The 12759-nt window shown below is 49.8% G+C and carries 12 protein-coding genes and 1 pseudogene; 2 read left to right on the top strand and 11 right to left on the bottom strand.

Features of this window, described 5'->3' with window-relative positions:
- Positions 1-14 precede the first annotated feature (14 nt).
- Together ALA01S_RS35465 and ALA01S_RS31855 are read left to right on the top strand one after the other, a co-directional pair.
- Positions 15-92 carry a hypothetical protein gene (locus ALA01S_RS35465; RefSeq protein ID WP_373862995.1) on the top strand — a complete coding sequence of 26 codons (78 nt, stop codon included), beginning with the start codon at positions 15-17 and terminating at the stop codon, positions 90-92.
- 192 nt (positions 93-284) lie between these two features.
- Positions 285-455 (top strand): annotated as a pseudogene (locus tag ALA01S_RS31855) (IS3 family transposase); the annotation flags it as partial.
- Positions 456-632: 177 nt separating this feature from the next.
- On the opposite strand, the gene ALA01S_RS31850 reads toward ALA01S_RS31855, so the two are convergent.
- The 11 genes from ALA01S_RS31850 to ALA01S_RS31815 all read right to left on the bottom strand — a co-directional run bounded on the left by ALA01S_RS31850 (position 633) and on the right by ALA01S_RS31815 (position 12698).
- Positions 633-1289 (bottom strand): class I SAM-dependent methyltransferase, encoded by a 657-nt coding sequence (locus tag ALA01S_RS31850; RefSeq protein ID WP_084267566.1) that lies wholly within the window; start codon positions 1287-1289, stop codon positions 633-635.
- Between the two features lie 87 nt (positions 1290-1376).
- The gene (locus tag ALA01S_RS31845) at positions 1377-2270 is read right to left on the bottom strand and encodes a glycosyltransferase family 2 protein (RefSeq protein ID WP_084267565.1); all 894 of its coding nucleotides are present in this window, start codon (positions 2268-2270) and stop codon (positions 1377-1379) included.
- A gap of 79 nt (positions 2271-2349) precedes the next feature.
- Entirely contained in the window at positions 2350-3660 is a 1311-nt protein-coding gene (locus ALA01S_RS31840) for a nucleotide sugar dehydrogenase (RefSeq protein WP_084267564.1), read from the bottom strand.
- Between the two features lie 47 nt (positions 3661-3707).
- Positions 3708-4505 carry a glycosyltransferase gene (locus ALA01S_RS31835; RefSeq protein ID WP_157119010.1) on the bottom strand — a complete coding sequence of 266 codons (798 nt, stop codon included), beginning with the start codon at positions 4503-4505 and terminating at the stop codon, positions 3708-3710.
- A gap of 57 nt (positions 4506-4562) precedes the next feature.
- A complete protein-coding gene (locus ALA01S_RS14375) occupies positions 4563-5798 on the bottom strand; it encodes a glycosyltransferase family 4 protein (protein WP_066337520.1) in 1236 nt (411 codons plus the stop codon).
- A gap of 30 nt (positions 5799-5828) precedes the next feature.
- Positions 5829-7436: a hypothetical protein gene (locus ALA01S_RS33015; protein WP_157119009.1), complete on the bottom strand. Its 1608-nt coding sequence runs from the start codon at positions 7434-7436 to the stop codon at positions 5829-5831.
- Positions 7433-8731 (bottom strand): hypothetical protein, encoded by a 1299-nt coding sequence (locus ALA01S_RS33010; protein WP_157119008.1) that lies wholly within the window; start codon positions 8729-8731, stop codon positions 7433-7435. The genes ALA01S_RS33015 and ALA01S_RS33010 overlap by 4 nt, the downstream gene beginning before the upstream one ends.
- Positions 8732-8768: 37 nt before the next feature.
- Positions 8769-9713: a glycosyltransferase family 2 protein gene (locus ALA01S_RS31830; RefSeq protein ID WP_084267562.1), complete on the bottom strand. Its 945-nt coding sequence runs from the start codon at positions 9711-9713 to the stop codon at positions 8769-8771.
- A 9-nt stretch (positions 9714-9722) separates the two neighbouring features.
- A complete protein-coding gene (locus ALA01S_RS31825; RefSeq protein ID WP_169805925.1) occupies positions 9723-10697 on the bottom strand; it encodes a glycosyltransferase family 2 protein in 975 nt (324 codons plus the stop codon).
- Positions 10690-11775: a glycosyltransferase family 2 protein gene (locus ALA01S_RS31820; protein ID WP_084267560.1), complete on the bottom strand. Its 1086-nt coding sequence runs from the start codon at positions 11773-11775 to the stop codon at positions 10690-10692. The genes ALA01S_RS31825 and ALA01S_RS31820 overlap by 8 nt, the downstream gene beginning before the upstream one ends.
- On the bottom strand, positions 11757-12698 hold the full coding sequence (locus ALA01S_RS31815; protein WP_084267559.1) for a glycosyltransferase family 8 protein: 942 nt from the start codon (positions 12696-12698) through the stop codon (positions 11757-11759). The genes ALA01S_RS31820 and ALA01S_RS31815 overlap by 19 nt, the downstream gene beginning before the upstream one ends.
- Between the last annotated feature and the right edge of the window lie 61 nt (positions 12699-12759).

Genomic DNA, 12759 nt, shown 5'->3' with positions numbered 1-12759 from the left:
GAAGAGCCGCCATCATGGACCGGCTGCTGCACGGGGCGCACACCATCGCGCTCAAGGGCGAGTCCATGCGCCGAACCACGCCGGCCGACTAACGCATCGGGCTGGGCCACAGATGATGCCGCGCCCCGTTCCATGCGAAGGCGGACAGCGTTCCACGCTGATGGCAAGCAGCGGCATTACCATTGCACCAGTCACTCAAGCACCCCTCCCGGGGTGTCCACGATCACGCGGAACACTGCCCGTGATCAGCCTGGAATGGGTGTCCGCGATCAGTGGAACGCGCAGTTGGCAGACTGCATGGCCGCAAGTTCGTCACGCTGCGGCAGGCGATGGATGAAGTTGTTGACTGGTTAACGTTCTACAACTACCAACGCATTCATTCCTCGCTGGGATACCTCAGCCCCATTCAGTACGAGCAACGCTGGTATGCGGCACAGCACAGGAACGCCGCATAGAACGAGGGCGAAGAACTACGGGAAACAGGGGCAAGGTCAGAGCCATGAAGACCTGCTGCCATAGCGCCTTCTCCTGGGAAGGTCAGCACCGCGACTTCCCAGGATCAAACACCTAAAAGGTGTTCGGAGAACAGGGGAAAACCCAACTTGAGGCCCCTATAGGCCAATCGTTCAGTTTCAGTGGCCGGGCGTGATGTTATGGACCATGAACGATTTGGTGAAGCCGCAGACGCGTTCATTTACCACGATAGCGCCGGGAAAAAGCCGAGCCAGCTCGCCACGCCGAATATTGCGTATGCGCGTGGCCCACTCGACGGCCTGCGCATGATCTGCGGCTTTGGCGTAGGAGCCCACACCGAAGCGCTCAAAACACCAAGCTTGGGCTGGTGCCGGCAGCCAGTGGAAATAAGGAATGCGCGTGCGCCAATCCAGCGGAAATCCATGGTTGGGCGTTTGCAGGAAAAATGACTTACCAACGCGTTGCATTTCTCTGGCCATACGCATTTGATCGCCAAATGCCCCAACGTGGCCAATAACGGAGTTTGAAAACACCAAATCAAACTGCTGATCCCGGTACTTGGAAAGGTCGCGTGCATCACCCGTGACAGATTCGAAAACATCGACAGCCGGCTGTTCAAACATATTCAACAATACGATACGCGACGCAAGCTTATGGGACACGCCAAGTGTCTTCCAATAATCCATCGTACCGCCAATATCTAGGATAGTTGGTGGTGACTTGAACGCTTTTAGAAGAGAAGCAAATACTTGGTACCGCCGTTGCCTGGCGTTGAGTTCCACTTTTCCCCAAAAATCAGCAGCTTGTGCTTGCATTCCATGTACCTTGCATGTTTGAGGACGAAGCGATGTTGCGGGCTAGCGGTTTCCTATAGGCCACCTGCTGCCAGCTATGCCGCACCGTCAAGACAGCACAGAACGAAATGGTCTATTGAGTTTGAAAACTTCTCTGGCACTTTTTCCACCATTTTCGGCCGGTGTTGTGTTCTTGCCTTTATCCACAGAATGAACCAATTTGTACTTGCTGGCAACCAATTCCAGTGCAGGCAGCGGCAGTCCACGCCACTCCATGCACAGCGGTCCATCCGGTGCAGCGAAATGCCCCAATTTGAAGCCAGCCGCAACAGCCACCATGGAGAAATAAACATCCTCCTGCATACGGCTGTGCCAGTCCCAAGGTACATCCAGCGCACCAATGGCCTGCATGCTCAACAAGCACGAACGAGTGACAAAATAGGCACCGCCGAAAACATTGTCACCAGGTCTGTAATTCCGAGCCATCGCTGCATCGAAATAGGGTGCCCATGACGGAACCATACCTGCAAGCCGCCTGGGCCAACTCAGCTCTGTTTTGATGAGTTGCCTGTGCGACTCAAAACTACGAGGGCGGTTAAAATCGACTCGGTAAACCCCAAAAAGTCCGACGTCTCGATGACTCTCCATGAACTGCAAAGCATCGGCAATCAGCCCAGGCTTGATAAGTAAGGCGTCTTGGTCCAAGCGAAGTACTAAATCACAATCCGTTTCGTGCAAGACGGCCTTGAAGCCTGTACAAAGGGTATGAGTAAGGCGGTCGATTCCCTGATTGCACTTGTTTCGTAACACATGCCAATGGGGCTTGCGGGTATCAAGTATGGCCTCGTAAGTGCCATCGGTCGTGCAGTCGTCGACCACATAGACTACATGGCTGCCTTCGCAAAAGGCTTCGACACTGTCCAACGTATCCAGCGCAGTTTGAATGCCCGGCCCAACCGGAACAACTACCGCAACCTTGGGCGATTTTTGATGGCGACTCATAACATCCAGCGCAGTAAATCAAGTTAATTTCTAACACAAAGTATGACCTAGCCCCCCAACGGAAAGGACTGGCCGCCGTTTACCAACAAATACCGTCGTAATTTTCGCCGGCGTGCTTATCCCCTATGCGCACCAAATCCACCAGATTTTGGCCCTGACGCAAGCAATTACCTACATCGCGAAATTCTTCCGCACTATTACCTACGACCAGGGTTTCACCATGGTCCATAATCTCCTGAAGGGTCGACACCATCAGACGACATATGTGAGGAATACGATGAAGAATAAATTCACGATTCGTGCCTGTCAGCGCAGCGAGACTGACATTACGGTCGTAAATACGGAGGTCATACCCTTTACCGATGAGGTGCTCAATGACCTCAACCATGGGCGATTCACGCAAATCATCCGTACCAGCCTTGAATGCAAAACCCAATATTCCAACTCTTCGCTGACCCTTGCGAACGATCATGTCAATAGCCTTGCGGATCTGCCGCTCGTTGGACGGCAGGATGGCATTCAGCATGGGAGCGTCCAAATCCAGACTTCTGGCTTTGTAGGCCAACGCTCTAACGTCTTTGGGTAGACAGGAGCCGCCGAAGGCAAAACCTGGTTTCAGGTAATATGCAGATAAATTGAGCTTAGTATCACGACAGAAGATGTCCATAACCTCCTGTCCATCAATCCCAGTCAACTTGCAAATATTGCCAATTTCATTAGCAAATACAACTTTTATCGCATGCCACGTATTGTCGGCATATTTAACCATCTCCGACGTTTCCACAGAGGTCCGGACAAGAGGTGCTTCAATGCCTGCATAGAGCTTGACGAGCACATCACCGGCGCGCATGTCGGTTTCACCGATAACCGTTTTAGGCGGATGACGATAGTCGTAAACGGCAGTCCCTTCACGCAAAAACTCTGGATTTACGCACACACCAAAATCCTTGCCGGGCATTTTTCCTGACGCTACAGCCAAGGTCGGTAGTACCACACTGCGCGCAGATCCTGGAAGCATTGTTGAACGTAAGGCAACCACATGGTAGGCATCCTTGTCTCGCAACGCCGTACCTATTTCCTCGCATACTTTCCGAACGAACGACAGGTCGAGATTGCCATTCGTCTGTGACGGCGTTCCTACGCAGACCAACGATACGTCAGTATTTTGAATGGCCTCTTGGACATCTGTGGTTGCTCGCAGGCGTGAGAGGCGGACGTTTTCCAACGTCATTTCCGCAATATCTTTCTCAACAATGGGAGCAATACCCTGATTCACAAAATCCACTTTGTCTTGGCTCGAATCAACACCTATCACTTGGTGCCCATCCTGTGCCAGACAAGCTGCGGAAACCGCACCAACGTAGCCAAGGCCAAAAATACTGATCCTCATCTTTCCCTCCGTACAGCCGCGAGGCCAATTTCAAATTTAAATAGTTTTTATGTATTTGCAAAATCACCTGCCACGGGAATAGCCGTGCGCGGATCGTCAATTCTGAGTGCCGGCGTGCCTTGCAGCTTTAATCCTCTTAAAACCGCAGCCTGCAACCGACGCTTGACCATATCGACATCAAAGCGAGATATTTCTATGCAGGAAGTATAAATGGGCAATTGACCTTTCCATTTTCTTTTCACATAGGAATAACACTTATAGAAATCTGTCGGCAACTCAAGCAACTGATTGGTATTGTGAACACAAAAAGCAGGTATCACAAAGTTTTGTAAACCACGTGCTCTCGCGATGAGACACAAATCTGTGCCGTACAGATGAAAGCTTGGCAACGAAGAGTCAAAAGTTAAGCCATTACTGGCCCTTGTGATCAGGACTATTTCATCCAGCGTTTGTACCGGTTCGGGATCCGAAATTGGCTTGCCTTGCAATCCCCATCCGGTTGAATAAACCTGCCCCAGACCCATGCTGCCTTCGCTCTGCCTACGCACGCCATAACAACCCAGAACACCCCACCGTATACCGCGGCAATCCAACTGCGCGATCGCCGCCAACATATTAGCCAACCAGTCTTGTGGCAGATAAACATCCTGGTGAATGAACACTAGAATATCTCCCGTGGCTTCCTTGACCGCTTCGTTATATGCCATTGATGCCGAAGAAAAACCTTCCTTAATCAGAATTTCGTGCTGATGGCCTGCCGCCAGGGCAGGGGAGCGGAGCAAATTGCGCTCAAGCACAAGACGATTATTGACGGCTGCGATGAACGAAATTTTTTCAACGTTCATGGGTTCCTCCTTGCCATGCCCCAACTTCACCGGCCAGATGCTGTTATCGCTTATTCATTACTGCAAATTGCCGGCAGTTCTCTTTCCCGCCTCCAGGCTCAGACCTTGAACATAAGCCTGCACCAAACGAGGGGCGGAATGGTCCCAGGCCAGTGAGCTCATAACACGCATCCGCCCAATTTCACCCATGCGTTCCCTTTCGCCAGGGTTTTCCATCAACCACATCACCTTCTTGGCAAATTCAAGAACGTCGTTGGGTGGTGCATAGATGGCAGCTTCTTGAGCCGAGCGCTTAGTTTCACAAAGATCGAAAGCTACGATGGGTTTGCTCAAAGCCATGTACTCCATCACCTTGTTCATGGTGGACTTGTCATTGAGCGGATTCAGTGGATCCGGTTGCACGCAAACTTGAACAGTGCTCAAGTAGGAAAGCACTTGCTGATCCGTTACTCGCCCGGTAAACCATATATAAGGCTCCAGCGCTAATTCTTTAGCCAATGCACGCAGCTGTGGCATAGCGTCGCCATCACCAATCACTACGGCAAGCACATCTTTACGCTTTAGGGTGAAAACCAACTCGTGCAAAGCACGCAACCAGTAATCGACGCCGTCCTGCGGGCCCATGGTGCCTATATAGCCAACCAAATTAGGCGCCCGCGCCGCCAGCTCGGGATCCGGGCTGCACGGCTTGAAGGCCAAGGGCGGACCGTTGCGCACAACGTAAACCTGATCGGCGCGCTTGCGACCCCGCGACATGGCGACAACCTTGTAGGACTCGTTGGTAGCGATCACTAGGTCAGCCAATGCAAACGTACAGCGCTCAAGCAGACGCAAAGCCCAATAGACCGCGTTGCGCTTGGGCCGCTGGAAGCGGGACAAATAGGTTTCAGGTGCCAGATCATGGTGGTCAAAGACAAACCTCACACCAAAGGGCTTGAACACCGCCGCCACGATGAAAAGCGTATCCGGCGGATTAGCTGCGTGAATAACGTCAAAGCCATGTTTAAAAAAAACCTTCAAAGCTACGACGAGCATGGCAAGCGTGGCATAGAGAAATTCGGCCGCGTAGCTCAACAGTCCTGCTCCTCCTGGTGGCGCCGGAAAGCGATGCACCTTGACGCCATTGATGGTCTCGGTCCATGGCTGGCCTGTTGCGCGGGGGGCAATGACGGCAACGTCATAGCCTGCCTCCTGTAGGGCAGTGGCCTCACGCCGGACACGTACATCGAACGGATAGGCGTTGTTCTCAACCAGCATCAAGATGCGCACAGGTTGCTTCATGGTGGCGTTCATGGTTGTTGAAGATGGAGGCGCAGTTGAGCGTCATGCAGGTAAAAATCTGTCGCGACCTTCAGTCAATAGGCGGCGCACGATCAAAGAGGCAGGTGTGCGGGCCGCTCTTAACGGCTTGACGGGTGTAGTGGCTGTTTCGTGCACAACCTGGATTCGCCTACCTTCGCGACCAACCAGCGACCAGCTCTCGCCGGCACAAACTCGCACACTGCCGCCGGCAAAATTGATTCGGCAACTACCGTCCCTCGCCCATGGAGGGGGTGTTATGACCAAGTGCTGAGCTGTTGCGGGGACTTCAAAATCCACCCGTGGAGCCAGCGGCGTGAGGTAACAAATCTGTCCCTCGTGCCGTTGCGTGAAGCTCATTCGCATCAATGAGGACAGCTTGGTCCAGTTGACGGGGCCTAATCCGTTGACAAACCCGGCCAGCTCGTCAAGCAGCTCAATACCATTTTTCAAATCGTCCTGATGGCCTCTGAGAACAATGGGACGGCCAAGATAGGCACAAATCAGCGCCGCATTGCGCGCCCGGCCGGTAAACGCGGCACGTGGCAGTACCGTGCAGCCTTCGATGTTTTCGGCGGGGAGGAAACCTAGCGTCGATATCCAAGATGCCTGCGGGTTATGCGCCATCAAAGAACCAGCCGAAATGCACGCACCCTCAAACCCGCCTTGGGCCAATGCACCAAGCATATCCGCAGAGCAGCCTCCGTGCGGGGGCACCATGACGCGACAAACTCCCAGCCCCGTGGACTGCTCAAGCTTCACGATGCGCTCCAGCGCCTGCGATACCAGTGCTGTACGGTCTGACGCCAAATGCTGACGTGCCAACTCATTTTTTGAGTGGTTATTGCCATGCACAAGCAACGATATGGCATCGGGATTTTGCTTGAATATCTCTGCGGTAGATCGATGGGTATACCAAGTATCCAAAGGAATCGTCGCAAACGAAACGTGATAATTATTTTTTCGTGAGCGAGTCACTACTTCCCGGTAATCAACGCGGCCATAGGTTGGCCAGTGGAGATTAGGATCGTCAAACATAAAAGCTGCGCGCAGCGGCGGCACGTCGCCAATGGCTGCGGATCCAATCCGTCGCAGCAAATGCAGCAATGGCAGATTTTGAACGAAGAATTGATCTGAAAATGCCAACGAAAAGCTGCCTCCTTCCGCAATGTCCAACAATGGAAAAGCGGAACGGAAAATAGCCATTCCATGACGATTCGCCATGGTCCATATAGGCTGCCCATCACACCTTGCGAGCACAATCTCGTCGGAATCAAGCTTCAATTGGACTGGCAAAACTGAAACTTCGGACTCCAGTTCGCGGCCTCGAAAAGGCCACGGAACTTGATCCAAATCCGAAAACTCAATCTTCAGAGGACCACGCAAAATGTTATCTGAAGCCGTTGATGGCAAAACCAGCGTATCGGTCGACAGCAGCGCGCTATTTTTACAAACTGACCGATCACTTGTCAGTACACCGGACATCCCGGTCGACATTTGACTACTGAACCGGCTAACGACCACACTCAGCGGCAGTAAATCTTTAAGAGCAGCCAAAAGGCGTGGGGCGAAATTGCCTTCCACCAAAAGCTTGATTGGCACAGCTTGATATATTTTTTGATCGGAGTTCATTGTAGACCAATCCTCCCGATGGACTTTTGAAGCTCAATATTGCTGTCGGGCATAGGCAGCGTTTTTGAACACAAACCGACAGCTAGGCCAATCACTAATAGAAATGAAATTATCGACTGGTCAAAAAGCACTATGGAAAGAAAATTGAACGAGTGCGCTACAAGAATTGATCCCAAAGTCCAAGCCAAAAATCTTTCTTTGACATCGACGGATTCATTCTGAATAGCCAACCCCAAACCTCGAAACACACTGACCAGCAAACCTATGAATGCGATCAACAATCCAATCCCGCCATAAACGGCCATGGCAATATAGTGATTAGTAATATCAGTATGCCGATCACTGGCAGGAATTCCTGTAGGCATCCAATGCCGGGTGTAATCTGTGCCATACAACCACCATTCGCTGACTGCCGCCAAAGTTGACTGGATCAATTGAGCACGATGCCAACCCATACTTCCACCTGCGACGTCAATTTTCGCAAGTAAAAAATAAACAGGATCGTTCATCACCAAGTTCAACAAGAACACCAATAGAACTCCTGCCCATTGAAAAATGCGCACCTGCCCACGCAAAGGCCAAATCACCATGCAAGCCAGCCCTATTGCAGTCATCAACATGGGACCGCTTGATCCACTTGCATAAACAACACCAAGGCCAGCTAGCCCACCAAGAACCGCCCAGCTCCTTGCGCTTTTCCAAAAATAGGCCGCCATGGGCACCAATATAGCTCCGGCAGTCCCGGCGAGGATAGGGTGAGGAAAAGGCCCACAGGCACGAATACCGTTAGTGCGATGTGGCGAAACCAACGGCACGCCGCCTAAGGCCCTAAACACGTTGTCATCAGTATGCTGCTCGTACAGCATTGACAGCGCAACTGGAAAAAATGCGATAAAAAGAATCTTAAAAACCAACTCGATATCTTCACGTTTTATCACAAATAATCTAAACAAAAAATAAACCCCCACATAATCCCAAATAATACCAAGTCGATATACTGTTGTGTCCGGCAAGTGAAAAGGTGTTGTGACCAGCAATACAAGCGCCCAAATATATATCCATTTATCGACGTGTGACGGGCCATTGAACAAATGTTCACCGCGTAGCCAGGCCCTGAAAATAGCGGAAACGATGATAATTCTTGTGATACTAATATTGACAAATCCAAGATCCACTAACTGCCCACGGGTCATCCATGTAAATCCCAAAATCAACGGAAGCAGGGCGAACCGACGCGGCAGCACAAATTGCGCCGTCAGAGCAAGAAGCAGAAACGCAATGCCGAGAAACGTCACTTTTGTTCCCGTGGACGGTCCGTGCAAGAAGCAAGCATCAGCGCAGTGACTCGTCTCGGCCGACTAGCGCCTTGTCGCTGGAGATGAAACGGTTAAACGGCCGTTTAGTCCATTCAAATACCCGCTGAATCTGCTCCTTACGCAGGGTTTGAACAACGTCTGAAGGCACCACAGGTGATTTGTGTTTGAGCCCGTACCAGAAATAACCAGACAGCCGGACCAACGGATTAATCAACACTGGCGCCTCACGTGCTCGACGGGCGCACTTGACAAGCTCAAAAGCAGGATGAGAGCCGAAAGAAGCATCACGCATGCCCATGCGAAAAATACCCTTCAGTCGCCCCCCAGCAGATGACGTGGGCCGATAATGGTGTACCGGCAAATGCAAAAGCGAACGAACCTTCCAACCGGCATGCTGTGCATGAACCTGAGCCAACCAATCTTCTCCTCCATACATCAACGCCTGATATCCGCCAATTTCGTCGAAACAGACACGCCTAAACATTTGCACACCTCCCGCAACGGACGTCGGAGAATTTGCAGGCCTGCACTTCCAGATATCACCTGAACGTTCATAGATATAGCCTCCAGCAAGGCCAAGGTCTGCATCTCGCTCAAACTCATCAATAATGGATCGAAAATAATAATTCGATTTCAATTCAATATCAGCATCAAGCATACATACAAATTCAAAAGCTTCCGCCTTTACCAAAGAATATGCCTTATTAATAGCGCGATACTGAGCACCAAAGTTCCGTTCGCCACCATTTCTGCTGGCAATTGTGTGAAGATGAAGAAAATTATGTTGCCGGGCAAAACGACGCACTATGTCAGCGGTTTCATCTGTGGAACCATCGTCCATAATATGCCAAGCCTTTGGCAAAACGCTTTGCCTCAAAACCGACTCAATGGTCACACCTATATATTTGGCTTCATTCTTGGCCGCAGTAAGGAGCACAAACGAATTTGCTAAATTTTGCATGACTTCTCCTTATGCCTTTACCGGATCAAGAATTTGCTGCTTGTTATACGACAAAAGCCATTTGATGCAGGCAAGGCTACAAGCAACTTTATGCCGATGCGATTGTCGTGAACTGCTTTTAATTGCACTCTTGGCAAAGTGACCAACTACCCGAATGCCATGGTGCGCAAAAACAATGGCTTTATACATAAAGACTGCACCAGCTGAGTGATGCTTGATCCAGTACTGTAAATCTGCTTTTTGCATCTCCACGAAAAATCGTTGCGGCGCGTTTGCAGAACTGGCACCGCCATAATGGACGGATGCAGTGAAAGGCACATAGACAATAGGCCAACCAGCACTCCAAAAGCGTTTACACCAGTCCATGTCCTCGCCATAAATAAAGAATGCTTCATCAAGCAAACCAACTGTATCTATGGCACTACGGCGAGCCAACCAAAAGCAACCGCTTAGAATATCAACCTCTGAGCAACGATCGTCCGGGCGATGAGGAAGTTGATATCCTGTTGCCCATTCTGAATTTTGAAAAACAACATCCAAAGCCAATGCGCGGCAGGCCATGTTCCACAGGCTGGGAAAACCGCGACAAGAAAGCTGTTGTTTCCCATCTCCGCCAATGATGCGTGGCCCGGCCATACCAACAGTCGGATTTTTTTCTAAAAAATCAACTAGATATGCAATACAGCCTGCGTCTACATTCACATCAGAATTTATAAGTGCAATATATTCACCCGTGCACTGTTTGATGCCGATGTTGTTTGCCTTTGCAAAACCAAAATTGTCTGAATTGCGAATAAGGTTAACTTTCGGAAATTCTTTACGCACTGCCTCCTGTGATCCATCAGATGAATTATTGTCTACAACTATTATTTCCAAATTTCCCCGGTAAGCACATCCTGCAAGGGATTCCAAGCATTCCAGTAGATATCTTTTGGCATTCCAGTTGACAATGACAACCGAAACTTTAGGAATGAGGTCATGCATGTCGGTGGCTCCGTCCGGCTTCCACCCAAGCATTAGGGCGCAAGCGCTTCAACAAGATGGCGTACAAGGAAGGACCTAGTATTAAAAGCGATAAAGCCTTGCACAAGGTTCGCGCTGAGTGATTAGCAGCCAACGCTCGATGCACTTCCTGTCTCATGGCTTTGACGTTTTTTGAACGAGCCTTCAATATAGCCAGTTCCATATGAACTGCGGCCAATTCATGACTGACAAGATATTTCTCTTGGCTCGTGAGTTCTTTTACTAGCGCAAGCTTTTGGTACGATTTACACATTGTCTGAAAATACTGTAAAGGGTCGCGTGCGCATAAATCGGACAAACCTTCATTTTCGCCTTGCCGCTCCAAAATGACACCTTGAGTACAGCTCACGACAAAAGGACCTTTCAGAGCAATATGTGCCAACAAGTCTGTGTCTTCACATACTTTCAGTTCTGTATCAAATCCACCCGCTTGTAGTAAGACTTCGCGCTTCACAAGCCAAGCGGAAGGGAAAAACAGCGACATCAGCACGTCCCGCAGTGGTCTTTTACGATATGGCTCAGCATGAAAATCATGCAACCGACCACGGACTTCAAACACCGTTTTGTTGAAAAATCCTGGCCGTTGAATTAAGCAATCTACAAAGTGTCCCACGGCTTCTGGATATTCCTGCAATTCCCGAACCTGTATCTCGAGTTTATTGGGCCGCCATTCATCGTCCGAGTCGAGAAAAGCTACCCATGCACCGGATGCCGCGTGAATACCGGTATTTCGAGCAGCACTGGCCCCAGCATTGCGTTGTACAAGATAGCGAACCGACTGGCCATACGTAGCGACTACGGCTGCCGTGTCATCACTGGACCCGTCATCTACGACAATGACTTCATAAGGGCGCAATGTTTGCGCAAAAACTGAATTCAAAGCAGAATGTATACAGAATCCCCGATTATAAGTTGGAATGACAACAGAAATATTAAATGAGTCTTGCACACGGCGCATGGTTTTCGGTCTTTCGGAGGTCTGCGAGGCACCATCATGCCCCTCCCACTCACATGCTTTAGTCACTTGAAAGATGCGCATAAACGCGTAATTGACAGACTATTGCGCAAAATTTTTATCATACGGCAAATATACCCAATAACAACATCCGCAAATATGGCTGAAGGTTTGCGAGCAAATTTGGTGCGTCCTCTATACAAATCATAAAGTTGAGCATATGCACTGGGAAATTGTGGTTTCCACGGCTTTTGCTCCGTCACAAAATGAATGACGTGAGGCTTCAGTAACGTTTGCCATTTTTGAATGTCAGTCGTCCTATGCCCCTGAAAGTTCCAGACATTACTTAATTCCAGCCACGCTCCATCTGCTGCAACGTTAAGTGCGTCCTGATCAGCAAATGGCGTCTGCGGATAATTTGTTAAATAATCAATAGCTCGTTCTGAAATATATTTTTTTCGCCATTGAAATGGTTGTATCAGCAGCATGCCGGCATTAAAATATTTATTGACCATTGGCACACCAGCATTACGCGCACTTGGATCATGAATGCACAAGTCCAACGGATCTTTGACGGCGGCAAAAGGTGCATCATTAAGGAGTACCGAACTTAATTCAGTCAAGCTGCCAAGCACCAAGACGTCGATATCCAAATAAATAATAGTTTCGATGTGTATTGGCAAAACAAACGGCAATACCAATCGAGCAAATGTCATCTTTGAAATTCGCGGCAGTGTTTTAAACGACTGAAATGGTTTTAGGTCAATGTCTATCCATTGAAAAACTGCAGCCCCATCAGGCAACGATGATTCAATCTGCTTACGCGCATCGCAGTCAATTCCATCGTTCAATACGAAAAATTGAAGTGGCCAACTCTGTTCATTGTTGTCCGCGATTGAGCGAAGTGTGGTGGCAAGAGGCATCAAGTAGGCAGCATCTGCGGCAACCGCAACGGGCAGCATCGCGTACGATTTTTTTTCATGTTTTTTATTAGAAACGAGCTGCATATAAATATTCCTAGAATTTTTACTGCACACACCTAAATGCGTGCAACCTTAGATTCTTGAC

The sequence above is a fragment of the Azohydromonas lata NBRC 102462 genome (assembly GCF_001571085.1).
Taxonomy (GTDB): domain Bacteria; phylum Pseudomonadota; class Gammaproteobacteria; order Burkholderiales; family Burkholderiaceae_C; genus Azohydromonas; species Azohydromonas lata.
This window is presented reverse-complemented; position numbering and strand designations above follow the sequence as displayed.